The 24,808-nt window shown below is 43.5% G+C and carries 27 protein-coding genes; 6 read left to right on the top strand and 21 right to left on the bottom strand.

Annotated features, from left to right (window positions below; all coding sequences use genetic code 11):
- Nucleotides 1-15: 15 nt before the first annotated feature.
- Nucleotides 16-828 (top strand): NAD kinase, encoded by an 813-nt coding sequence (locus ASG93_RS05045; protein ID WP_056829499.1) that lies wholly within the window; start codon nt 16-18, stop codon nt 826-828.
- Nucleotides 829-890: 62 nt separating this feature from the next.
- On the opposite strand, the gene ASG93_RS05040 is transcribed toward ASG93_RS05045, so the two are convergent.
- Together ASG93_RS05040 and lipA are read right to left on the bottom strand one after the other, a co-directional pair.
- Nucleotides 891-1,208: a YutD family protein gene (locus ASG93_RS05040; protein ID WP_056829497.1), complete on the bottom strand. Its 318-nt coding sequence runs from the start codon at nt 1,206-1,208 to the stop codon at nt 891-893.
- Between the two features lie 40 nt (nt 1,209-1,248).
- On the bottom strand, nt 1,249-2,124 hold the full coding sequence (gene lipA, locus ASG93_RS05035) for a lipoyl synthase (RefSeq protein ID WP_056829495.1): 876 nt from the start codon (nt 2,122-2,124) through the stop codon (nt 1,249-1,251).
- A 156-nt stretch (nt 2,125-2,280) separates the two neighbouring features.
- Here lipA and larE point away from each other — a divergent pair, with 156 nt between their 5' ends.
- From larE to larC (ASG93_RS05020), 3 genes are read left to right on the top strand one after another with little or no spacing between them, the layout of a single operon-like run.
- A complete protein-coding gene (larE, locus tag ASG93_RS05030; RefSeq protein ID WP_056829491.1) occupies nt 2,281-3,129 on the top strand; it encodes an ATP-dependent sacrificial sulfur transferase LarE in 849 nt (282 codons plus the stop codon).
- Entirely contained in the window at nt 3,126-3,902 is a 777-nt protein-coding gene (larB, locus tag ASG93_RS05025) for a nickel pincer cofactor biosynthesis protein LarB (RefSeq protein WP_056829489.1), read from the top strand. Before larE ends, larB begins: the two co-directional genes overlap by 4 nt.
- 9 nt (nt 3,903-3,911) lie before the next feature.
- On the top strand, nt 3,912-4,766 hold the full coding sequence (gene larC / locus ASG93_RS05020) for a nickel pincer cofactor biosynthesis protein LarC (protein WP_056829486.1): 855 nt from the start codon (nt 3,912-3,914) through the stop codon (nt 4,764-4,766).
- A gap of 51 nt (nt 4,767-4,817) precedes the next feature.
- Here the strand turns inward: larC (ASG93_RS05020) and larC (ASG93_RS05015) are convergent, their stop codons facing one another.
- A complete protein-coding gene (larC, locus tag ASG93_RS05015; RefSeq protein ID WP_056829485.1) occupies nt 4,818-5,306 on the bottom strand; it encodes a nickel insertion protein in 489 nt (162 codons plus the stop codon).
- Between the two features lie 115 nt (nt 5,307-5,421).
- On the opposite strand from larC (ASG93_RS05015), the gene ASG93_RS05010 reads away from it, so the two are divergent.
- Entirely contained in the window at nt 5,422-6,471 is a 1,050-nt protein-coding gene (locus tag ASG93_RS05010) for a M23 family metallopeptidase (protein WP_056829483.1), read from the top strand.
- A 10-nt stretch (nt 6,472-6,481) separates the two neighbouring features.
- Here ASG93_RS05010 and yunB read toward each other — a convergent pair whose 3' ends face one another.
- Nucleotides 6,482-7,279 carry a sporulation protein YunB gene (gene yunB, locus ASG93_RS05005; RefSeq protein WP_235550743.1) on the bottom strand — a complete coding sequence of 266 codons (798 nt, stop codon included), beginning with the start codon at nt 7,277-7,279 and terminating at the stop codon, nt 6,482-6,484.
- Between the two features lie 789 nt (nt 7,280-8,068).
- On the opposite strand from yunB, the gene ASG93_RS05000 reads away from it, so the two are divergent.
- Nucleotides 8,069-8,719, top strand: coding sequence for a transposase (locus tag ASG93_RS05000; protein WP_156410800.1), 651 nt, complete (start codon nt 8,069-8,071; stop codon nt 8,717-8,719).
- 591 nt (nt 8,720-9,310) lie between these two features.
- Here the strand turns inward: ASG93_RS05000 and ASG93_RS04995 are convergent.
- The 17 genes from ASG93_RS04995 to ASG93_RS04915 all read right to left on the bottom strand — a co-directional run bounded on the left by ASG93_RS04995 (nt 9,311) and on the right by ASG93_RS04915 (nt 24,807).
- On the bottom strand, nt 9,311-10,174 hold the full coding sequence (locus ASG93_RS04995) for a hypothetical protein (protein ID WP_056829480.1): 864 nt from the start codon (nt 10,172-10,174) through the stop codon (nt 9,311-9,313).
- A gap of 160 nt (nt 10,175-10,334) precedes the next feature.
- Nucleotides 10,335-10,895, bottom strand: coding sequence for a 5' nucleotidase, NT5C type (locus ASG93_RS04990; protein WP_056829477.1), 561 nt, complete (start codon nt 10,893-10,895; stop codon nt 10,335-10,337).
- A 62-nt stretch (nt 10,896-10,957) separates the two neighbouring features.
- Nucleotides 10,958-11,602, bottom strand: a complete 645-nt coding sequence (locus ASG93_RS04985) for a pentapeptide repeat-containing protein (RefSeq protein WP_056829475.1) — start codon at nt 11,600-11,602, stop codon at nt 10,958-10,960.
- Nucleotides 11,603-11,787: 185 nt separating this feature from the next.
- Nucleotides 11,788-12,357 carry a hypothetical protein gene (locus tag ASG93_RS04980; protein WP_056829473.1) on the bottom strand — a complete coding sequence of 190 codons (570 nt, stop codon included), beginning with the start codon at nt 12,355-12,357 and terminating at the stop codon, nt 11,788-11,790.
- A gap of 254 nt (nt 12,358-12,611) precedes the next feature.
- On the bottom strand, nt 12,612-13,634 hold the full coding sequence (locus tag ASG93_RS04975) for an ATP-grasp domain-containing protein (RefSeq protein ID WP_056829471.1): 1,023 nt from the start codon (nt 13,632-13,634) through the stop codon (nt 12,612-12,614).
- Complete coding sequence (locus tag ASG93_RS04970) at nt 13,631-14,467, bottom strand: HAD family hydrolase (protein WP_056829470.1); 837 nt, start codon at nt 14,465-14,467, stop codon at nt 13,631-13,633. Before ASG93_RS04970 ends, ASG93_RS04975 begins: the two co-directional genes overlap by 4 nt.
- Nucleotides 14,464-15,597, bottom strand: coding sequence for a cysteine protease StiP family protein (locus ASG93_RS04965; protein ID WP_235550742.1), 1,134 nt, complete (start codon nt 15,595-15,597; stop codon nt 14,464-14,466). The genes ASG93_RS04970 and ASG93_RS04965 overlap by 4 nt, the downstream gene beginning before the upstream one ends.
- Nucleotides 15,570-16,985, bottom strand: coding sequence for a phosphoribosyltransferase family protein (locus ASG93_RS04960; RefSeq protein ID WP_056829466.1), 1,416 nt, complete (start codon nt 16,983-16,985; stop codon nt 15,570-15,572). Before ASG93_RS04960 ends, ASG93_RS04965 begins: the two co-directional genes overlap by 28 nt.
- A complete protein-coding gene (locus tag ASG93_RS04955) occupies nt 16,930-18,033 on the bottom strand; it encodes an HpcH/HpaI aldolase/citrate lyase family protein (protein ID WP_056829464.1) in 1,104 nt (367 codons plus the stop codon). Before ASG93_RS04955 ends, ASG93_RS04960 begins: the two co-directional genes overlap by 56 nt.
- A 77-nt stretch (nt 18,034-18,110) precedes the next feature.
- A complete protein-coding gene (locus ASG93_RS04950; protein WP_056829462.1) occupies nt 18,111-18,848 on the bottom strand; it encodes a TerC family protein in 738 nt (245 codons plus the stop codon).
- Nucleotides 18,849-18,880: 32 nt separating this feature from the next.
- On the bottom strand, nt 18,881-20,134 hold the full coding sequence (locus ASG93_RS04945) for a TerD family protein (protein WP_056829460.1): 1,254 nt from the start codon (nt 20,132-20,134) through the stop codon (nt 18,881-18,883).
- A gap of 72 nt (nt 20,135-20,206) precedes the next feature.
- On the bottom strand, nt 20,207-20,794 hold the full coding sequence (locus ASG93_RS04940; RefSeq protein WP_056829458.1) for a TerD family protein: 588 nt from the start codon (nt 20,792-20,794) through the stop codon (nt 20,207-20,209).
- 132 nt (nt 20,795-20,926) lie between these two features.
- Complete coding sequence (locus ASG93_RS04935) at nt 20,927-21,508, bottom strand: TerD family protein (RefSeq protein WP_056829456.1); 582 nt, start codon at nt 21,506-21,508, stop codon at nt 20,927-20,929.
- A gap of 38 nt (nt 21,509-21,546) precedes the next feature.
- Nucleotides 21,547-22,146: a TerD family protein gene (locus ASG93_RS04930; protein WP_056829451.1), complete on the bottom strand. Its 600-nt coding sequence runs from the start codon at nt 22,144-22,146 to the stop codon at nt 21,547-21,549.
- A gap of 104 nt (nt 22,147-22,250) precedes the next feature.
- Nucleotides 22,251-22,697: a tellurite resistance TerB family protein gene (locus tag ASG93_RS04925; protein WP_056829449.1), complete on the bottom strand. Its 447-nt coding sequence runs from the start codon at nt 22,695-22,697 to the stop codon at nt 22,251-22,253.
- A 228-nt stretch (nt 22,698-22,925) separates the two neighbouring features.
- Nucleotides 22,926-24,254 carry an LLM class flavin-dependent oxidoreductase gene (locus tag ASG93_RS04920; RefSeq protein WP_056829447.1) on the bottom strand — a complete coding sequence of 443 codons (1,329 nt, stop codon included), beginning with the start codon at nt 24,252-24,254 and terminating at the stop codon, nt 22,926-22,928.
- A gap of 22 nt (nt 24,255-24,276) precedes the next feature.
- A complete protein-coding gene (locus ASG93_RS04915) occupies nt 24,277-24,807 on the bottom strand; it encodes a GNAT family N-acetyltransferase (protein WP_056829445.1) in 531 nt (176 codons plus the stop codon).
- Between the last annotated feature and the right edge of the window lies 1 nt (nt 24,808).

The following is a 24,808-nucleotide window of genomic DNA, read 5'->3' as shown; positions in this document are numbered from 1 at the left end:
TTAGGAGGAAACCAATTGAAATACAACGTCATTGAACGAGGCGATGACATCTCCAAGGGGCTGACAGAGCGGTTCCATAAACTCGCCGCAAAGCAAGGCATGCCAAGGGATGAAGAAAATCCCGACATTGTCCTTTCTATTGGCGGAGATGGCACGATGCTGCAGGCTTTTCATAAATATGTGCAGCAGCTTGACACAATCGCTTTCGTTGGTATCCATACAGGACACTTAGGTTTCTTCGCAGATTGGAAACCAGATGAGCTGGATCATCTTGCTTCATTGATGTTCAGCGTCACTACCCCCGAGGAGCTCCGTGTTGTGCATTACCCCGTCGTTGAGATTGAAATTACGACAGAAAAGGGCTCCGAGACGCATCTGGCGCTCAACGAATTTACCATACGAGGAATCGAAGTATCGCTTGTCGCGCGACTTCATGTTAACGATGAAATGTTCGAAATGTTCCGCGGCGACGGAATCTGTATCTCTTCGCCTTCCGGCAGCACAGCTTACAACAAAAGCTTAGGCGGAGCAATGGTCCACCCTTCGCTTGAAGCGATTCAAATTGCCGAGATTGCTTCAATTAACAATAGAGTCTACCGCACACTCGGCTCTTCCATGATTTTACCGAAGCATCATCACTGTGACATTTATCCTAAAGCGCAGCAGAATATGCTATTATCACTTGACCACTTGTACTTGCAGCGAGACGACGTTGTTTCTATCCGCTGCCGTGTAGCAGCCAACGTGAAAGTTAAGTTTGCCAGGTTCCGTCCTTTTCCTTTCTGGAATAGGGTTCGGGAAGCTTTTGTTGGGTTAGAAGTAAAATAAACAATAAGAAGACGCCCCTCACTCCGCTAAAGAATGAGAGGCGTCTTTTGGGTTTAACTACATTATGAAGTGGTTGTAATCACTTCAGAAGGCACTTGCAGCTTGGTGCCATTCACTTTTTCGATAATGAAATAAGCGCAGCCGAAGTTGCAGTACTCATTTAAGTAATCTTGAAGAGCCGCAATAGATGATTCCTTTGTCGCTTTAGGATGGATTTCTTTAAAAAAACCTCTCAGCCTTAACTGGCTGTAACCCCAATCGCCGACAATATAATCGTATCGCTCCAACACTTCGCTAAAACGTTCTTTAAAAACTTCGAAATTCCAGCCATTCTTATGGTCTGTAACGAGCTCGTATGTTTTATTTGCAATATGAATCATGATGGTAGGAAGCTCTCCTTTCTATGATCCGTTCGTTAATTTAAACGTTCGATGCAGCTTGAACCTGTTCATGGGCATGGTATGAGCTGCGTACCAATGGCCCCGATTCTACGTGCTTAAAGCCACGCTTCATGCCTTCTTCTTTGAGCATAGCAAACTGCTCAGGCGTATAATACTTAGCTACAGCCAAATGCGTTGTAGACGGCTGCAGGTACTGCCCAATCGTCATAATGTCGCAGCCAACTGCACGTAAATCCGCCATCGTTTGCAGCAGCTCGTCCCACTCTTCGCCCACACCAATCATGACGCTGGATTTGGTTGGGATGTTCGGAGCAATACGCTTCGAACGCTCCAGTAGTTCAAGAGAACGGCGGTATTTCGCTTTGGAGCGAACGCGGTCTGACATGCGCTCAACTGTCTCCATATTATGGTTCAAGATATCAGGCTTAGCCTCTAGAACCGTGGCCAGCGACTCTTCCCGCCCCAAAAAATCGGGGATCAGAACTTCGACTGTGCACATTGGCAATTTGCGGCGAATCGCTTTGATAGTCTCAGCGAATATCATGGCGCCGCCATCTGCCAAATCATCACGCGCTACGGAAGTAACGACACAGTGACGCAGTCCCATTTGTAAAGCGGCGTCAGCTACACGTTCTGGCTCTTCAAGATCCAGCTCGGTAGGCAGCCCTGTTTTGACCGCACAGAAACGGCAGGCACGGGTACAAATATCGCCCAAAATCATAAAAGTGGCTGTACGATTGGCCCAGCACTCATGAATGTTCGGACATTTAGCTTCTTCACAAACCGTATGCAGCGTCTTTGAACGCATCATTGACTTTATTTCTTTAAAATTCTCATCTGTCTTGAGATTGATTTTTAACCAATCTGGTTTTCTTTCTAATGGCTTTGTAGGCATTATGTTTCCCGCCTTTTAATTGGTTTCTCGTTCTTGTTATTATAACATGAATGACTGACAAAACAATCCACTTTGCCAGTCAGTTGTGATACACTTATCAAGATGGCCAAAACAGCTTAACCTTATCACGTAAAGGCTGTATGGGAGGGAAGAAACATGAGCATACCAGAAGTAACACGGGAGAAAGACCGCAAGCTTGGAGAAATTTTAAGAGGTATGGGCCGAGTATTAATCGCCTTCTCCGGAGGGGTTGACAGTACCTTCGTCCTCAAACGCGCGCAGCAGGAGCTCGGAGATCAAGTCTTAGCCGTCACTGCAGCATCCGAAACATTTCCTTCTCGGGAATTCGATGCAGCCGTTGAACTCGCAGAACAAATTGGTGTCCCACTGTACAAAACAGAGGTCAAGGAACTGGAGAACGCGAATTTCGTCGCGAACAATCCAGATCGCTGTTACCATTGCAAAACGGGACTTTATTCACATTTGCAGCAACTAGCCAAAGAGTTAGGGTACCCCTATATTCTGGATGGTTCGAACATGGACGATCTCGGTGATTATAGACCCGGTCTACAAGCCAAGAACGAGCAAGGCGTCCGTAGTACTTTACAGGAGTCCGGCATGACCAAAGATGAGATCAGACAGCTTTCCAAAGAGCTAGGACTGCGTACTTGGAATAAACCGTCTTTTGCTTGCTTGTCTTCTCGCATCCCTTACGGGATGCAAATCGAGAAATGGAAAATCGACCAACTGGACGAAGGCGAATACTTCTTGTCCCAGCTTGGATTATATCAGGTGCGCGTACGTCACCATGAAAAAATTGCCCGGATCGAAGTTATGCCGGATGAGATTCATAAAGTCGTTGAACACCGTGATGCGATCTATGAAAAGTTCAGCAAGCTCGGCTTCACCTACGTGACACTCGATTTACAAGGTTACCGCACGGGCAGCATGAACGAAGTCCTGTCCAAGGAGACGAAAGACAAGGTGAAAGAAGCATCCATATGATGGACCTAGAGAAAATCTTAAAGCTCGTCCAGGCGGGCGATCTGGACGTAGAAGAAGCCAAGAAGCAAATCATCAAGGAAGGCAGCGCCGCGGGCCCAGCTAACCTTGATCTTGGATTTGCTCAGCTCGACATCGATCGCGAGAAGCGTACGGGCTTCCCCGAGGTCATTTTCGGGGAAGGCAAGACCGCCGAGCAGATCGAGGCGATTTTCCGGCGGCTGATGGAGCACACCGACCGCGTGCTCGCTACGCGCGTAGACGCGGCCAAAGCCGTCCATGTTACCGCTGCCGTGGAAGGTGTCACCTACCACGAAACGGCGAGGTCGCTAACCTGGTTCAAGCGGCCCATGCTTAAAGTGCACGACGGCTATATCGCCGTCGTCTGCGCAGGCACCTCCGACCTCCCCGTGGCGGAGGAGGCGGCACTTACGGCAGAATGCCTAGGCAGCCACGTTGAACGTATATTCGACGTGGGTGTAGCCGGCATTCACCGGCTCTTCCGCCGGTTGGAGCTCATTCGCGGTGCAAACGCGATTGTGGTCGTTGCCGGCATGGAAGGCGCGCTCGCCAGCGTCGTCGGCGGGCTAGTAGCCAAACCGATCGTGGCTGTGCCGACAAGCATCGGTTATGGCGCGAACCTTGCAGGTATCGCCCCTTTGTTGTCGATGCTAAACAGCTGCTCACCAGGAATCTCCGTAGTGAACATCGACAACGGCTTCGGAGCTGGCTACTACGCAGGGCTCATTAACAAAAATATGTCGAAACGAGCGTGAGATCCTACAATGCGCATTTTATATTTAGACTGCTTCTCCGGAATCAGCGGCGATATGACCCTTGGAGCTTTAGTAGATGCGGGAGCAGATCGAGCTTACATTGAAGATGAGCTTACCAAAATCAAGCTAGAGCCTTACATTTTGGAATGGAAGCGTGTTGTTAAGCGCGGTATTTCCGCCATGAAGCTAGATGTCATTCTAGATCCAGAACATCCACCAAAACACCATCGTCACTACTCGGAAATCGTACAAGTCATTCAACAGGCAGGATTCAATGAGCGTGTAACAGCTCTCAGCTTAGCAATCTTCGAAAAGATCGGTATTGCTGAAGCCAAAATCCACGGCATTCCCGTCCAAAAAGTACATTTCCACGAAGTCGGAGCTATAGACTCCATTGTCGATATCGTAGGTGTGGCCTTAGCCATTGACTCCTTGCAAGTCGAGCGGATCTTTGCCTCCCCAGTACCACTTGGTTCAGGAACGATACACATCGATCATGGTATATATCCCGTACCGGCTCCGGCAACACTGGAAATGATGCGAGGTTTACCCATAGCTTCAACCAACTATAACCTAGAGATGACGACGCCAACTGGTGCCGGTATTATTTCCGGAATCGTGGACGAGTTCTCCAAAAGCTTTCCTCCTATGATCGTAGACACCATCGGTTACGGTGCAGGAACAAGAGATTTACCTAATCAACCTAATGTGCTTCGCGTTGTAGTTGGTAAAGTTGATCCTTATATTGGGAAATGGCAAGTAAGCCACGAACACCTTGCACACGAGCATGGTCATGGACATACACATGATGATCATCATCATCATCAACATGAACATACACATACACACCCTCACCATACATGAGCCTCCAATGAACCCATTAATAAAATGGCCAAAAACGCCTCTTCCTTCAAATCAGGAGGAGACGTTTTTTTGTTTTTGTTGTATAAATTGCATCCTAACTTCCTCGTATACCTGCTTCAAAGGGACTTGATGCTCCTTAGCAATTTGTTCGCATTCTTTGAATTCTGGTGCATATTGTACCAATTCCCCTTGGTGATAACCGACTTTTACCGTTAAAAGTCCCCATCGTGTTAGCACTTGCTCGAATTCTCTAGCCAATCTATGGCAGGAAGCATGCATATAGCGGATGCCAAGTGTCGTTGTCTCGCTAAAAATAACCTCCTCTACATCAGAGAGCCGCTCATCTTCAACCAGCACATTCAGCATAATCCCTGGTCTGCCTTTCTTCATAATAATCGACACTACAAATACATCGTTCGCACCTACTTCAAAAAGCTTATCCATTATATAAGAAACCCACTCCGGGTTCATATCATCCAAGTTAGCCTGAATTAACAGCATACTATCATCTACATGCTCATCCCTATGATTAAAACTCACGATCCTCACCTCTACAGGCATCATAGCAAAAATCGAACAACAACGAAAGATGCAGGCATAAACATTCGCAGAAGAGTACATCCTAAGAACTAACATTTAAGGAAGGATGATAGAGATGAAAAGCAGACCGTTTTGGTCGCGGGTTCTTGTTCTTAGCCTTCTCCTATCAGCAACCGAATCCGGGACCCTTTCATTCAGTACGGAATCCCATGCCGCTGCTTCTGACCAATTCTTTACCGCAGCTCCGTCTAAGGTTAACCCGAATTTGAACGCTGAGAGGAAAGAGCTATTTGAAAAAACAAGCATCTTGTCGGGCATTCCATGGGCATACCTTGCCGCAGTTGATCAGTACGAAAGAACGATGAATATCGCGAAAAAAAGACCCGTGCATCAAGGAATTACCAGCATTTACTTCCCAGAAGCAGATTGGGTAGGCTTATTAAATCCAGACCAGCAAGATACGAATCCAAAAAGCATCTCCTTCTTTCATGGTTTCGGGCGCGATGGTTCAGGTGATGGATTCGCAGATCGAAACAACGATTTAGACGTACTGGCAGCAATGGCCACACTAATGAGCAATAATGGCAACCAAGAAGAAAACTTACAAATTAACTTATGGAATTATTATCAAAACTCGCGCAGTGTTGAACGTATCAAACAATTCGCTACAATTTATGCCACACTAGGTACCCTCGATGTTTATGAGCATGCTTTTCCATTGCCGGTGAACGCAGACTACTCCTACCGCAGCACATGGGGGGACAGTCGCGGATGGGGCGGGCATCGTTCCCATGAAGGAACAGATTTATTTGCGGGTTATGGTGTTCCTGTACGAAGCACTTGCTATGGCATAGTCGAGATTAAAGGCTGGAATCCTTACGGAGGCTGGCGAATTGGTATTCGAGATGTGAACAATATTTATCACTACTACGCCCATCTCTCTGGTTATCAAAAAGGAATCAAAGAAAACGATATCGTAAAGCCTGGACAAACCATAGGCTGGGTGGGTAGTTCGGGTTATGGTAGGCAAGGTACATCAGGTAAATTTCCACCTCATCTTCATTTTGGGCTATATCGTGATAATGGGCTAACCGAATGGAGCTTTGATCCTTACCCATCCCTTCGCAAATGGGAACGAGAAGACCGGATGAAAAAGAAAAAATAAAACCGCTCCATTATTGGGGCGGTTCTTTTTGTGTCTTGCTTTCTTGCGTTGAAATTCCCTCTGTCTTTGGTGTTATTGTAGTTCCAACATTCGGTATGCTAGGCAGCGATAAACTCGGTGGACCCGCATCCTTATTACTCCCCACAGGTTTTCCCTTATTATCATAATAATAGGTAGGGACATCCCCAACCACGAGAGAATACGAAATAGGAATTTCTGTTTCCACAATTTCAGTATCAGAATCAAAGGGAATAATCACCGATACTTCAGCAATAATGCGAACATACACTTCAAACATAACCATATTGATTCCCGCATTTTGAGAACGTGTATTCAGATCAACCTTTACAGTCCCAACTGGCAGCAGCCGAATCGGAATATCAGGGCCAAATGAGGAAAGAATCGCACTATTCATCGCTTGCCCAACTGGAATATGCTCAGAAATACTTTGCAAATCATTCAGTTCACCTTGCACAGTTTTAATCGTATCCGCGGTTATACGCATATGTTCATTATAATTAAGCATGAAGCCTGTTATTTTACCGTTTTTATCCATTTTCCAATCGATTAATTGCTCCGCATTCGTGCTTTCAGCCACATGATCCGCAATAGCACTATTTATCGCTTGTGTCGCTATCTGCTTGATACGCACCTTTGCCAAATTCATCAGGGGAGGTCTAAGATTGCGTTCTACGAAAATAAAAAACTGCACAGTAAATAAGACAAAGATGAGAAGACCGATCAACAGCACCTTTTTGCGGTTTGTTTTCCCTGTAGGTCTGCTTCTCCAGCGTCTCCTTAACAGCATCCCATTCCCTCCCCTAGCCACTTAAATCAATTAGTACTACCTTATGCGGACATGGAGTGAAAAAGAAGACACGTTCCCTACAGCAAGTCCTATCAACGCTCATACGTTCAGTTCCTTTGTTAACCTATCTATTCTCCGTCCCCATTCCATTTGTGCCTGATCCATGCGCATCCCATATCGTCTGAACATTATCTTATCTGAATCCAAATCCCTAACCTGCTTATCCTCTTTTAAATTATCCCCTTCATTTAGTATCCTCTCAAATCTGGATCGTATCGTCTCCGCGTCTTCTCATATCTGCGACCCATAATCTCAGCTTCTTCACATATGCGCCTAATTCGTATAAACTCACTCCCGCTACACATCGTTCTCAACTTCCTCTCATATGCCGTCACCTCACTTTGCATCCAACCCCACTTTTCTCCACTTCTATGGACACTATCCCAATCACTCAGAAATCAAAAATAATCCGATCTCCAAACAAATATTTTCCATTTCCCCTTGATATAAGATCATATGTTTGGTATGATATAGATAAGAACATATATTCCCATATTGGTGCTATGGAGAGGTGCATATGAATTTTGCAAGTATGTCACTTGATCAATTTCAAAATCATTTTTCAACTGATAGTGCTTGCATCGAGTATATTTTCCATACTAAGTGGCCTGAAGGTTTTAGCTGCCCGCTTGTAAACACAATCATGCTTATGTGACAACTACCCGTCGTCTTCCTCTTTACGAATGCTGTTACTGTCGACATCAAACGTCTCTTATTTCCGGGACTATTATGGAGGGAAGCCGAACTGAACTAAGTAAATGGATGCTGGCTCTTTTTCTTTTCTCTCGCACAAATAAAGGTATAACCGCAACCGAACTTTCTAAACTTATTAAGGTAACTTATAAAACTGCCTGGCTAATTTTACACAAAATCCGATCTATGATTCATAGCTCCGATAATCAAACTTTGCTTTCGGGCTCAGTTTGTATTAATTCGGCTATCTATGGACGGCCTTATAATCCTTCTGTTCACAAACATCCGCAAGAGCACCTTCTTCTCATTGGCTCTTCAGTTAATGAATGGAATGAATCTAATTACCTCAAAATAAAGCACGTTCTTCTTGCGAATCCAAAAGAAAAACATATTCCCCGTTTTGAAACAAAAGCCTTCCATCAACAGCACATTGAATCCGATACCCAAAAAATTGAGATTGTCACAGGTTTTTACACCCCCGCACGACTTCGCCCATTGCTCGTATTCGCTAAACAAGCTAGTAAATGGATAAATAATACCTTCCATGGCCTCGGACCCAAACATTTACAAAAGTACTTAGACGAATTTAGTTATCGACTAAACCTTTCTTCAAAAAACATACCTATTTTTTCCCGTTTAGTGCATCTCTGCATCAAACCCGCAGGCTATCAATTAAGTAGTTCATAGAAACTCTAGTTTCAATTGAAAACAACATGATCATATTACACATGTATTACATACTTAGAAACATACTTACTTACTTACTTACTTACTTACTTACTTACATTTATATTTTCATTCATATTTTCGTTCATATTTCCGTTCATATTTTCGTTCATATTTTCGTTCATATTTTCATTCATATTTTCGTTCATATTTTCATTCATATTTTCATTCGTTTAGTCATGACTTCATTCATTCTGAGTTAAAGGGATAGTGGATATAGGCGACTAGAAGAGAAAGACCACCTTTGTTGAAAGGTGGTCAGGGCAATCGATTCATGGATTTTGAATCATAGTGCTTGATGTTCGGTGCTTGATCATTGATTCTTGTTCCATGTTTCGTAGGTTATTCCTTCTTGCTTCTTGCTTCTTAGTTCTCGGATCGGTTCTTTAATCTTGGGTTTTCGGTTTTCGGTTTTCGGTTTTCGGTTTTCGGTTCTCTGTTCCTCGTTCTTCGTTCTGGTTCTGGTTATGGTTCTGGTTCTCGGATTCATTTGTCCTTGTTCATTATTCTTGATCTTGGTTCGTTTTATGTTCGGCGTCTATTGCAATGTTTTTAATACCGATCCATAATTAGTTGTGTTTTTAGTGAATCTTGAGCGAGGAACCAGCCTTTATTTTGTAGATAGGTAATTAATTCATCGTGCTTAGTAGATGCCGTCGATTCACTATTTGTTTTAAATGAAGCTTCAACAATGTATTCAATTCCTGTACCAGCTGCGTTAAGAATTGGCCATACTTCGATATAAAGCTGTTGGCCGCTCCATGTTCCGATTGAACGTTTGGCTAGAACCGGACCGTAGACACGAGAAGAGGCAAGCTTGCTAGTCCCCCAACCACTGTAAAGCCAATTATTAAATTTATCAGGTGCATTATTAATCAGAAGACTGCGGGAATCGGCCAGGTTAGGGAGATCCATACCGCTATAACCTGATTTACTACCTGTCTTTGGACGTGTGATACTTAGTGTTTTCTTCTGATATCCCCACTCGACTTGCGCTTCATAACCTGTATCGCTGGAATCAAAGCCTTGTTGGTTAGCGAGTGTTAAGGCACCATTAATATCGTTGCCAATAACTGCATAGCGCTTTTTGTAGGTAAGCTCGAAGTCGTTTTCTCCCTCTGTCTTACGAATCCTTGGACTCCACCCATTGTTATAAATATCCTTGGCGTTCGTGTCCATGAACTGGACGTTCATCTTGGTCACGCTATCAGGCATGCCAAATGCACTCTTAACGCTGCTTGTAAGTTTAAAGTCTGACCCAAGAACTTCACTTGGATTAAGGAGAAGCTTAACTTCATAATTCGGTACCATGTTGCTTGCAGCTGCTACAGGCTGGGGTGTTCCGCCTAGACTAGCAAGTAAACTAGTTCCTACTACGGCCATAAGGACGACCATCATTGCATTTTTCTTTAACATTAATCTATCTCCTCTACTCTTGTGGAAAGTTTTCCCTCATAGACTGACAATAAGGAAAGAATGTCTTTGGATGATTATCTACGCATGTATTTATTGTAAATCAAGTAAAAGGGGTAAAAAGCTGAACCCCTTGACAATAAGGAGTTCAGCTTTGAGTGTTTCATTTTATAATTTCTCGAAGTTCATCCCAAGATACAATCCTAGGCAATTTCAAGTGCTGATTATACGATCTATCTTTCACGTATATGTTCAATGGGAGGTGAGACAAGGTTTCCAGAACGGCCGGTTTATCATCAAAATAATAATCCAAGTTCAGTTTTTCAATAATATGTACTTTCTCGGAATCACTCATCCCACAATAAAAATGTCCCTCAACCACTGGGAAACCATTGGTTATTAACCAGTTTTTCGTTCGGTCAGTATGCTCTTTGGCCCTTGCCGTGATATAGTACACCTCATGACCTTGATGCACTAGTTCCTGCAAGATGTCAACGGCGTGTGGAAAAGAAGGACACTGAGAATAATAAATGTCATCGCGGAGGCTAGACCACAGCTTGCCACCTTCTTCTTTCGTCAAACCGAAGGCACTGTGGATTTCCATCGTCGTTAAGGCATGGAACGCGTCCAAGCCAATATTATGCTTTAACTTATGGTTATAAATATGAAAGGCATGTTCTCTTAAATTAATAAGTGTATCATCGATATCAAAGCCGAATTTCAAGGTTAACTCCTCATTTCACGGATATACTTGGCTGCCGGAGCAATTTCCTTTATTATTTCCCCTTATTCCTTCAATATAAGTCCAAAAAGACTTGCAAAAACTGAGGCTTGTCCCCTCGAAATGATGCAGCCGCGCAAATCCTCTATGCTCACACCTAAACATGTGAATTCACAGCTGCTGATATCAATTCCTGCAAGCTTCACACCCGTGAATTGTGCCCGGTCCAGCTGACAATTATCGAAATACACTTTTTGCAGCGTGGATTCGTAGAAATCGGCACTTAAAAGCGAACACTCCTGAAAAATAATCTGCTTAAAATTAGCCATACGAAAGGTCGCATAGTCGGCCAAGCAAGTATGGAATAAGACGTTTCGGATGGTTGCTTCTGTCAGGTCAATGCCCATGATTTTGCAGTTTCTAAATTCAGTCCGATGGATTGTAGCTTCACCAAAATCAACGTTGGATAGATCGCATTTCTCGAAAATAACATCTGTCAGCTCTATGTCTTTCATCGATATCCGAGTAAATGTGACATTCCGAAATATCACTTTATCAAACGCGACTTTATATGCGGACTGATTGTCAATGATACAATCACTTATTAGGCCTGTATGAAAACTATCTTCCGGCTGTAGTTCCACATTCGGCAGTGTAATGGCAGGTATTTCTTTGGGGATCTTCGGTGTTTCTATTTTGGGAATGCTCATCTGGTACTCCTTTATATCAAGTGATAGGGCCAAGGATAAACGACTCCGTCGTTCTTCTAGGACGAGCGCGTTTGTCAAGGTAGATGCGAAGCAAAAGTATAAAACTTATACTTTCTTATCTACAAAAAAATAAGCCTTACGGCTTTTTGAACATTTACTCTTTGGTATTTAGGGCTTCCTCTATACTACCATCTCTTCTTCCCACCAGACAAATCTTGATCGCTTAACCCACTCATTTTCTCATACGATCCTTTCCACATCACATAAATGGATTGAATCTGGATAAATTCCTCGTCCGCCGGTCCGGCCCCTTGCATGAACATGGCTTCTAGCATTTGTTTGTAAAAAGTCATTCGTTTAAGAATAATTTGTTTCTCCATGTCTATAATTTCATCCAAGGTATGATAATCCATAAATGACTTTATATCGTCTGGAAGCTCTTCATCCAGTCGATCATCTCTAGGTGAAGGAATAGGTGTAGATGTGCTCGTTCTATTACTTAAATCAACCGTCGTCCGCAGCTCTGACAATAGGATATTCTCTTTCGCGCACATGACATGAAAGTATTTATTTTTGAGCAGCTCATTAATCACAAGCTGACACATATCTTTATTCCGTATTAACATACCATCAAAGGGATGAAGTGTCCAAACATGATCTTTCTCATATATATTGAAAGTGAACCATTCGTTGGCATACAAAATTCTGGTATTAATTGTGGACTCGTCAACAATCTCAAATGTAAAATCCAGCAACGTACAGCCCCCTCACCAGCTTACGAATCTATTCTTATATTCTACCAAATCATAACAAAAAAAAGAAACCTTTTCAGGTTTCATAGAAGACTATTTTTCAATGAATTTAGACACAAATTCTGCTTTTTCAGCGCTTGCTACGACAATGAGCACAATGATTATTCCAGAAAGTATAATCCCGCTTATGATCATCCTGTGCACCTTCTTTGACTGATTTGTTCATCTATATTCAAAGATATGATGCACGGTTCCTTTTATTCGCTTAAATCCATAATAACGTATTTCTCAATATGACTGGCCAGAGTGCCAAAATTAGGTTTTTGGATGTCCACATGTTCACCCAAAATTGATTTCACTGCTAAATAGGGGAAATTAATGCCAGATAGACAAGTCACATGCAGACCGCCAGACATTCTCGGATTAATCTCAAGTAATTTAGGCACACCCTGATTGTACTTCACTTGAATGTTGTAATTAAACGGGATCCTGTAAGTGGCAGCAACCTGATGTGCGATCTCGATCAGCTCAGGCACTTCCTCCAGCAGCCTTAACCGTCCGTCCGCTTTGCGACGCGGCACAGCGGCAAGTAATTCCCCAGAAGCCGATGCTAAGCAATCGATGCTGTACTCAAAGCCGTTTAATAGTTCCATTACCATCAAGTCATCGAAACGATCTACGGATGATAAGGTCTTGTAGACCTGTTCCGTAGTGAGATAGGGAGTAACTGTGCCGAATAGGTCACTTAATGTATCCCGCCCATTACTGATGATTCTGAAGCCCATACCGCCCTCAGCATTCGTTGGCTTCATACAAACCTGATGGCCTGCTCTTACGAGCGCCTCATAGGCAGTCATAAATTCATCTGCCGTATTGACCACATGATAATCAGGGATTGCAATAATGTTCTTTTCCCTGATGGCTTCATAAAACTTTTGTTTCTCCAATAAGTTCTCTAAAAGCTCAAGGTCGCGACAAACCGTTACTTTCGTTCCAACTTTTTCGAACAAATCAATCTGCTTCGCAATGGCATACATATGCAATCTGGGAATGAATACATCAATGCCATGCTTTTTGCAAAAATCCAGGGCAAACTCCACATAATCATCATCGCCTAAAACAGGTTCGGTATCCGCGTAATCAGCCGCTTGCAGAGCCATATGAGTACGGTCCGGATGAGTAGCGTACATTTTGAATTGGACGCCATCTTCATTATTGCGAATGCTATTCATGTAATGAAAAGCTACCGAAAACCAACGGTTAAACCATACTTTTTTCATGAGGACTCCTTTATGACAAATAGATTCGTTTGCTCTATGTTTACGGATTCCACATACTTAAGTATTTCGTCCGTAGCGAAAATCCCGGATTCCTCGGTAAATGAATAGTTCCCCGTCGGTTGAAGCTGCTCTTGTCGAAATAATTCTCCGTGCCTAGGGACGATAGAGAAATCAGCGAAATCAATCAAGATCTGATCCAAGAGGGAATCGCCAGATGCCACAACTTGTCTCTCTCCTGTTAATTGCTTGAGATGCTGAACGGCATCTCTTTTATTAACGACTTGCGGAACGACATAGACCTTTCTTCCTTGAACGGAAGTGCTCCAGCCCATACGCTGAAGTTCTGCACTCATCTGAGTAACTTCCTCCAGCGGCATCTTTGCTCGGTCAATAATATGGGAAAAAAATAGCTCGTCGCAATAGCTAGAGCTGATGACCCATTCCGGACTAAGGACACGATCTAGCAGTATCCTGACGTCCTGCACATGCTCACTTGATTCACTAACGCGAGCAACAACAGAGGCTTGCCACTCCAGATCGGGTTGCCCATCTATCAGAATATTTCCGCCGTTGCTTGTAACGGCATAGGCGGGCTTCAACATTTGACTAATTAAATGTATACGTTTGTACTGCAGCATGGTTCGTGTCGTTACCGGGATGAAAAGGAGCTCAGTCATCAACTTTTGAAGCAGCTGATAAGAACTTGAAGACATATACGATCTTACTTTACCGTCAATGAGTTCTGCTGTAATAATCTGATCGCCTAATTCTTCGGCGCGCTCTAAAGGCTGTGAATAGATTAACGTTTGATCTAAATCGCTTGCAAATATCATTCGGCATCTCCTTTCACGGATTTGATAATACCACAACAGGAATAAGTGAGACCTGGGTACACTTCTATTGGTACGTCCCTGGCTTCAGCTAATAGGATGATATGACGTATATTCGGATTGTCTAATCGGTCTACTAATATCCGCCATGGTACTCTACGGAGCAGTACGCGGGTCGTTTCTCCAACACCGGGTTTGATCAAGTTGATATCCGCAATCTGATACTCGCTTTGAATCGCTTGAATATCTCGCAAACCCTTCCATGAAATCGTTGGAGGATGCTGGAGTGTTTCCCAGGCACTATGCTGTGCTTCTTTCACTACTTCCCCAAAAAAAGGCACAATCTCCGCAATAAAATGATTGGAGAGATCCTGGTCCAACCACTCTTTATAATATTTGGAACCATGAAAGTCATGAGGCCCAATGAGATCCTCACGCAGCACCGTTCGACTCATTAAACCGGATACCACCGCATTCAAGCATGCACTCGGAATCAAGAAATCCTCTCTCGTTCCAAACATATCCGTGCAATGGCCAGGATCAGCAAGCACAGCAAGATCATCGTCCAGCTTGACCCCGTAATCTCGTTCTAGCTTGCTGCAAGCCTCTATAAGCCCTTTACGGATTGCTCCCTTGCCGGTCCACCCGTCGACGAATTGCAGCTTCGCGTCTGGATGCTTTTGCAGGATATAAAACAAAGCGTTCTCGTCAATTCCTTTACCTCGAATAATCGAGATGCTGTAATGGGGCAAGTCTAGCTGATGTACTTCTTGCAGGTAACGTCTTATTAGAATACCGACCGGCGTGCCCGCTCTCGCAAGAGAGACCAGCACCGTGTTCGGTCCTTTCTTAGTTCGAATAAGCTCTGCCGTTGCAGCGACTGCGAATGCAACCTTCTTGGCCGACATCTTCAGCGTCTCTCGATATAATTGTAAATAATCGGACGTTGGCAGATGCTCTTGCGGCAGCATTTCTGAATAATGAGTACCAGATTGAATGGCTAATTCTCTCGCATCCAGCGACTTTTCCAGCTTAACCTCACTCAAATCCTTAAGCAGAAATGTCACATCGGAAGCTGGATAACTGCCCAAGCGCACAGGCTCCTCTATTGGTTTAGCTCGCCAATCTTCCATGCTGCATTCTCCTTCCATTCAACCGTTTGTGGAGAGAAAATGACAATATGAATCTGTTTCAGCCCTCGCGTTTGAAGAATTTGAAGCAATGGCTGTATTGAAGCTGGATCTGCTTCTCTTTCCATAAATAAATAGAGATCATCATACAAACCTACTGGAATGTTGTATAGGAAATGAGTTACGCCCGGATCCTCCGGAGATGAGTACAGATAGCCTACCTTGACTGCGTAATCCTCTGTATCGATGGTATGAATTGGACTCCGCGTCGTCGATTGGTAAGACACACCTTCTCCCATTTCAGCGGCAATTCGCATAGGGATATACATAAACTCACCTGTGCCGACGCACAACGTCTTCTTACCTGTACGAGTAAGTTTCAATTGTTTGGCGGCTTGAGATATCGAATGATCGGATTGTTCGCTTTCCTCCGGCGTAAGACCAAATCTTCCACTATGCTGTAAATAAGGATGTTGGCACTCGTAAGGTGCATGAGCGAATAGATGATCTATATACGTGAAGTGAATGGGTCCCATTTGATTTGGAATAGGAAGGACAGGCACTTGGGGAGTTAAACTTTCAGATGAACCCGTTACTTTTACCTCACCTTTGACTAAGGAAAGCACATGAATGGAGATACCTAACTCCAGTTCTAGCTTCAGAAACTGCTGCTGATCCTCTGGGGTTCTCCAATCAAGCAGAGCAAGGATGTAATAGGTTTTCTTCGGAAATTTCCCCTGCATATCTCGAATAATGTTCAAAGAGGTCTTGCCTGTCGTAATTTCATCATCTACAAGGACAACAATCTCAGGATGCGTAAGCATCTGAGGATCCTTCGCGTAACAATAATGAGCTTCCGCATGAGAATGTTCCTCACTGAAATTAATGATGGATTCCGATCCTTCGATCACTTCACGAGTGGTATGAATGTAGCTGCCACCCTGACCAAAGGTTTCATAAACGGCATGTCCGATGGCTGTAGCTGTTTCTGCAAACCCTATAAAAGCAACGGAGTTCGGTAAACTTAGACGATTGGACATAATTTCTTTGTAGGCCGCCTCGGCCTGAGAAGGATCTATAATGCTCTGAATGGCTTGAGGGATTAACTGCTGCGGCATAGTACCTTTTAAGGCTTGTTGTAAAAGTAGTCCCAATGAAGCCCCGCTTAATAAGGAGGAATACGGGTTTACAGGGATATGCTTACCCAACACTTTGCTAACAAACAGAAACGATCGTTTCTTATTGATTCTTGCCGCCATGGCGAATAGAGAGTCGAGGGGAATCTCAAAGGGATTAGAGGTCAACTTCACTTGAAGCTCTAAATCACCCGCGATCCTATACGTATGCTCGATTATGCTTGAGCAATAATCCGTCATATTGTTGTTGTTCATGCAGCACCCCATAAATTTGTGATCGTAAGAGAATACGTCTAGCCCAGCTTAAATGAGGTTTGATTTCATTCATTTTATTGGCATATGCGCTCTTAATAACGCCATGATCGCCATTATTATTCGTAATGATGCTTGTAGCATCGGTATACTCTTCATGAGTCACCGCGTATAGCGATTGAACGGGTTTAATATGTGTGGGATGAATAATTGTCTTGCCAATCATGCCGTTCTCTTTATCCATAATCACTTCGCGAACCAAACCCTTTTGAGGGAAATATTCCCATACGGGTCCGGAAATAACGTAAGAGGCGTCAACACGCCCAAATATATTAATAATGTCAGCTAAACAATCTCGAATCGGCGTTATATCATAAATGGTCATGTCAGAGCTGCGTCTCAAACCAAATAAGCTGGAGAAATCCGTAGCACCAATTCTTACATTGAGGACCAAATTCTTATACTGCTCTAGAATCTCTTTAATCGTTTGAAGCGTATAGCTACGGCTTTCCTTATAAATAACAGGTCCAGATTCTAGAATTGGCAGACCATATAGCATTGGGGCGGAAGGCGGTTTCTCATCATTATAATTTTCTAGTATTTGAAAATAAGCTCCGCCATTGTCTGCAGTAAATTTCGGAAATACAAATCCCGTTAAAAGGGTTACATTCTCTTCTAATCTTTCGATCAAATAATTTAACTGATTCACACTTCTTACTCGTACGAATAAAAGCGGAAGATTGTCCGAATGAAGAATTCCGACCTCGATGAAGGTAGCTAACTTATTCATTTGATTCACTAAGGATTCTTCTGCGTCATGAACCTCATTTTCACCAACGGCATCTTCCAAATCAAGAATAACGGAAACAAGACCTTCAATTTTACCAAAAGCGATATCTTCCGCGAACGTGGGACGTGTAGCCGGCATATAAAGAGCAGCACCAATGGAATAAGCAAGGATTTCTTTGCGCGAATGATTATGGAAGGAAGTCGGAGGTAAATAAAATAGAGCTTTCTCTTCATCCGCTGTTAAATAATTAAAATATCTCATTCCCGATTCCTCCCTCTTTCGTTTAAGAAACAAATCCCCCCGTAAAGGGGGGGATTGTCATTGTATAGTCGGTACTATTAGTTAGCTGATTCTTGCTTGTCCTTTTTGCGAAGTAAACTAAGAACAATCGTGCCTCCAAATATGACAATAAGGGTTGAGAAGAAGAGAACATGTGAAATATGAACACCGAATGCGCCGGCAATCATCTTAAGACCAATAATGATAATAAGGATGAAAGCCGCTTTCTCCAACTCTGGAATCTTGTCAATGAGCTTTAAGAAGACTTGCGCCACGCCTCTCATCATAAGTACACCGATGATACCACCAAGGAACAATACCCAAACCTTGTCACTCACACCAAAGGCAGCTAGTACACTATCGACACTAAAAGCAATATCCATGACTTCTACGGCAAGAACAGTACGCCAGAAGGAAAGTCCTTTATTCTGAACCTCCCCTTCCTCTTCATGCTTCTTGAAGAAAAGATTACTGATGGCAATCCAAAGGAGATAGGCGCCGCCGAGCACTTTAATCCAAGTAATTTGAACAAGGAACGTACCTACACCAATAGCTAAGAACCTGAAAATGTAGGCACCTAGAAGTCCGTAGAATAAAGCTTTTTTCTGCTGCTCCTTCGGTAAATGCTTTACCATAACTGCCAATACTAATGCGTTGTCAGCGGATAAAAGACCTTCTAAGATAACTAATGTCCCGATAATTCCCCAGCTAACCGGATCAGAAAGTGTTGTTGAAAGCACTTCCCAGTCGAAAAAGTTAAGGAAGTTGTTAATAAAACTTTGAAGAAAATCTGACATGCCTTGACCCTCCTGAATATTTCGCTAATTATTTACTTATTTCCTGCAACCCATCTCATTCCCCATCCAAAGGCTTCATCTAGCGCCTTGTGACCGGAGAAATATTGAACAAGCCGCTCAATGCTGAATGTTTCATTATTTTGGTTACGAATTAATGCAATAGCACACATGCCCTGGCGATTATCGTGTTCATTCAATTTCACTTCGATGTCGGGTCCGCTATCTTGCTTGATGGACACTACGCCATCTGCTTCGGACCAAGTTGTTGCACCTTCGTAAATGAAAGTGAAAATTAGAATGCGTTCAAATTCAGAAAGCTTATTCCCGTTAATTCGAATGTTCTCTCCTGTTGTTACCGAGCCCGTACGATCATCGCCGTCTAAGGCGATATACGGCTCTCTATGGAGTGATCCGAATCGGTTGCCAAGCGCTTGAATAACGCCCTTCTCACCGTTCTTTAATTCATATAAACAAGCTAGATCCAGATCGATCACTTTGCTTTTACCAAAAAATCCACCGGATTTCTTCTGATTCCAGTTTAAATTAATGACAATTTCCCCGAGATTTCCTGTTGTCTTCTTCTCAAGACTAATGCGATCGCCCTTCTTCTTCAATTCAATCTTATTCAGATTAATTGGAGCTGGAGGGATAAGAGGAGGTTTACTCGCTTGCGCCGGAGTTGAAACAGGGGGAGGCGTCGGTATTGGATTAGGTATAGGGCTAGGTGTAGGTTCATCCTTAACCTCGATTCCGAAATTACCGCACAGCGCTTTCAGCCCGCCGGAAAAGCCAGATCCAACCGCACTGAATTTCCATTCAGTGCCGTATCTATATAATTCCCCTACAACAATAGCTGTCTCAACGGAGAATTGATTTCCTAAATCATATCGCAACATATCTTGCCCTGTGCTAGGATGAAAAATCCGTAAATAAGCTTGAGTCACTTGGCTGAATTGCTGCTTAAGCTTCTCACCCTCATGGATGGTTAGTGTGATAGCAACTTTCTCAACATTGGCTGGAACGCCCAAAAATTGAATAGTAAATTGCTTCTTATCAATCCCTTGAGAGGGTTGATCGATGAAATTCACACCGCTTTTTGTAGGATTGTTGTAGAATACCAACTGTTCGTCGTTATCTGCCTTCCCATTAGCGCCTAACAAGAATGCTGAAGTATCCAGATCTATGTTCGCAGGAGAGTTCCATCCGAGTCCAATACCAATCTGTGAGAGTCCCGGATTTGTTTTTGTAACATCCGTCTTTTGGCCTTTGACAAGAGATATATGCATAAGGGCTGTCCCTTCCATACTTCATAATTGAAGGGTGATGCCTTACTTGCATCACCCACCTGTTTCTGAATTTTACTGGGCATCCAGTCCGTAGTTTTTACATAGGGCTTGAAGACCGCCTTGAAAACCACTTCCAACAGCTTGGAACTTCCATTCTTGACCTTGGCTGTCTCGGTACAATTCACATATGACTACGGCCGTTTCTACCGAAAAGTCCTCGCCCAAGTCATAACGTAGAATCTCCCGATTCGTTACTTCATCAACAAGGCGAACGAACGCATTCGATACTTGTCCGAAATTTTGGTTGCGATTCGCTCCATCATGAATCGTAACAGCTATTCCTACTCGGTGAATATGCGCAGGGATTTTGGAGAAATCAACTTTGATTTGCTCGTCATCCCCATCGCCATCACCTGTACGATTATCGCCAGTATGCTGTACGCAACCATTTACACCAACCAAGTTGTTGTAAAAAATGAAGTCCTCAAGGCCTTTGGCTTTACCTTCAGCATGCAGCAGGAAGGCTGACGCATCCAAATCGAATGCATGCCCGCCACTATATTTGTTCGTATCCCAACCTAAACCGATAATAGCCTTACTGAGACCAGGGTTCGACTTCGTTAAGTCAATTCTTTGACCTTTTGACAAGCTGATTGACATTGCTGCATCTCCTTAGAGTTTTCGCAAGAAAACTAGCATCGTAAGCATAACCTTAGAGTTTTCGCAAGAAAACTAGCATCGTAAGCATAACCTTAGAGTTTTTGCAAGAAAACTAGCATTTTAATTAAAAACTTAGGAAGTTTGCAAACCGTAATCGCGAGCTAATCCTGCAAGACCGTCTTTATAGCCGCTGCCGATCGCGCTGAATTTCCATTCGCCGGCGTGACGGTACAATTCACCGATGACTACGCCTGTTTCAATGGAGAAGTCTTCTCCAAGATCAAAACGGATCAATTCTGCACCGGAGTCTTCATTAAGAATTCGAACGTAAGCGTTGGAAACTTGTCCAAAGTTTTGCGCTCTTGCTTCAGCATCATGAATGGTAATGCAGAAAGCAATTTTTTCCGTTTCTGCTGGAACTGCACTCAGATCAACATTGATTTGCTCATCGTCTCCATCACCTGCACCGGTGCGATTGTCGCCGGTATGTACGATAGAACCGTTCGCATTCTTCGGGTTGTTGTAGAAGATGAAATCAGATTCAGTTCCTACTTTACCTGAAGCATTAACAGCGAAAATGGAAGCGTCTAGATCGAAATCTTTACCGCCATCATATTTATTCGTGTCCCAACCTAAACCAACAATAACTTTAGTTAAACCTGGGTTTGTTTTTGTTAAATCTACTTTTTGACCTTTGGATAGTGAAATTGCCATTGAAATAACCTCGCTTTTTAGGGGATTTGGTGTAGCTGTTATTGATATCGTTTAACTAACTGTCCAATTGTTGTATCCGTGCTGCCTTCACCAATCGCGTTGAATTTCCATTCGCCGCTATGACGATAAAGTTCACCAACAATCAGGGACGTTTTACCGGAATAATCTTCAGTCAAATTAAATTTAATTAATTCTTGGTTATTCGAATCATTCACTAAACGGATATAAGCGGATTGAACGAGACCGAAGTCTTGTTTTCTATTCACACAGTCGTAGATATTAACAACGAAGACGATTTTACTAACATCCGCAGGAACTTGTCCTAAATTCACAGATACTTGCTCGTCATCGCCATCACCTTCACCTGTGCGGTTATCACCGGAGTGAACGACCGAGCCATCAGGACTTTGCAAGTTAGCAAAGAAAACAACATTCTTCTCTTTCGTCAATTTCCCATTCTCATCTAGTAAGATGACGGAAGCGTCGCAATCAATTTCAACAGTTGTTTTTTTGGATCCGAAGAAACCTTTCTTCTCAACAACCGCAGGATCCCAACCTAGTCCAACTACAACCTTGGAAAGACCTGCATTCCCTTTGGTTAAATCAATTTTTTGACCTTTGACCAAACTAATTGTCAACGAGGTCACCTCCTCTCATATCCTGTATTTGTACTCTTTCATTTGATACGGATGAGTTTCGAACACGTTTCATTTTTCCAATTAAATGTTTTGTAAATCGACGATCAAAGACTAAATTCGCCAGGATTGAGGTTCAGCGCTGTACAAATATCTCTGACAACCTTCTTCTCTTGCTCATCAAAATCTCCGTCTGCAGCACCAATTGCGCAGCATACCGCAATGATGATTCGTCCAACTTCAGGCTTATTGTTGAACTTGGAAATAACTTTAAGCGCTTCCTGCTTGCCTACAATGTTTGAAAATTCAAAGTTGCCGGCAAAGTGGTTGAAGCGAGCGATGACATTACTAACATCAAATACTTTAAGCTCTTCGCTACGGCTGATGTAACCAATCATCTTTTCTTTTTCGGAATTACCAATGCTGCCATCAGCTGCCGCTACAATCGCACAACCCGCTACAACGGCATCCAGAAAATCTTTGTTTTGAAATTTTTTGACTTGGTCGGACAAGCCTGATTTTGCACTTGAAAACCATGATTTAAACGTACTCATTTCAGCACCACCTATAAGATTTAGTAACACATTTTGACTATAGGCTACATTTTTCTCCACAATAGTCTATGTTCACAGTTTAAACGATTAGACATATGTTTTCAAATATTGGAATTTCGAAGATACTTTGGGAAATCATTCAACCAAAACGCCATAAAACCGCCCGAACCGGGCGGCTGGATAGACTGAATATATAAAATGAAAATGAGTACAAATACTCTCTAACTATTAAATAGTAGCCTCTACCTTCGAGTAGCGATTCACCGGAATCGGTACACCTAGATTTCCCCTTAGCGTGTCAGATTCATACTCTTTCCGGTATATACCCCGCGCTTGCAGGATCGGCACAACGAGGTCAACGAAATCGTCCAATCCTCTGGGTAGAGCTGCAGCAATAATAAAGCCGTCTGCCGCTTCTTCTTTGAACCAGAGCTCGACACGATCCGCCACTTGTTCAGGTGTTCCTGTAAATTCATTGCGGGGAGTTGCCACACTAAGCGCAACTTGACGAAGCGTGAGGTTTTTCTCTTTCGCTGTTTGCTTGATTTTATCCGTACCGCTGCGGAAACTGTTGCTGCCGAAATCACCGAGATCCGGGAACGGTTCATCAATCGGATATTGAGAGAAATCATGGTGCTCAAAGAAGCGCCCCAGAAAATCCAGTGCTTTATCAATCGTAACTAAATTAGCAATCTCTTGATATTTGCTCTCCGCTTCTTCTTCCGTGTGTCCGATAATCGGGCTAATCCCAGGAAGAATAACGACATGTTCAGCAGAACGGCCATAAGCCACCGCTCTGCTTTTAATATCCTGATAATAAGCCTTCGCTTCCCCAATCGTTTCGTGTCCGGCAAATATGGCATCAGCGACTTTAGCCGCGAAAGCCCGACCATCCTCAGAGGCTCCGGCTTGGAAGATAACTGGCTGACCTTGCTTCGAACGCGCGATATTGAGTGGCCCTTGCACAGAGAAAAACTCCCCTTTGTGGTTCAACGTATGCAGCTTGCTCGGATCAAAGAATACGCCGCTTTCTTTATCGCGGACGAAGGCATCGTCTTCCCAGGAATCCCAAAGTCCACGCGCCACTTCCAAGAATTCATTCGCGATTCTATATCGTTCTGGATGTGTAGGGTGCTGGTCTTTGCTATAATTTCTAGCCGATCCCTCTAGAGGAGAAGTCACGATATTCCAGCCTGCACGCCCATCACTGATCAGATCAATCGAGCCGAATTGTCTGGACACTGTAAAGGGCTCGCTGTAGGAGGTCGAAAGCGTACCAACGAGACCGATTTTGGAAGTGACAGCAGCCAGCGCCGAAAGAATCGTAATCGGTTCAAACCGATTCAAAAAATGAGGGATGGATTTCTCAGTAATGTACAAACCATCCGCAATGAAAACCAGATCGAATTTACCGGCTTCAGCTTTCTGGGCCTGCTGTTTATAAAAGCCAAAGTTGACGCTGGCATCTGTAATCGCCTCAGGATGGCGCCAGCCTGATATGTTTCCACCGACTCCATGAATGATAGCTCCAAGCTTCAATTGCTTTTGTTTTGACATCGTCATCACGTCCTTATGATTATTATTGAAGAATCGCTGCTTCTTTGAGCTGCAGACGATAGCTTTTTACTAGGTTTTCGCCCTTAAGAATATCCTTATCAAATGCCCGTTCGAAGCCTAAACGCTCATAAAGCTTCACGGCAGATTCCATCATATCGGAAGTGTGCAGATGCAGCGTATACGCGCCCAATTCCAGCGCTCGGCGGGCGCTTTCTTTAATAAGCTCAGTAGCGATTCCCTTGCCTCTAGCTTGCGGGGAAACAGCCAATAAGCGAATAATCGGCGTATGGATATCTAATTCAGGAAGTCCATAGGCAACCTGGGAAGACAGAAACAAAAGGGAGCTGCCCACGATTTCCCCATTGATTTCGGCAATTAGTCGTACAGTAGGAGCGTCGCCATCTACAGAGGCAAGAATGTTGTCTTTGTACTGCTGCCATCCTTCGGCAGTAAGATCATCTTCGTACTGACTGTAGGCATCAATAAGAAGCTGTCTGATCACCTCACGGTCTTCCGTACGAGCTTCACGAATCCCAATCCTATTTGTACTCATT

This window comes from Paenibacillus sp. Soil787 (assembly GCF_001429545.1).
Lineage (GTDB): Bacteria > Bacillota > Bacilli > Paenibacillales > NBRC-103111 > Paenibacillus_E.
Note: the sequence above shows the minus strand (reverse complement) of the source record. Positions and strands in the feature narration are given on the sequence as shown.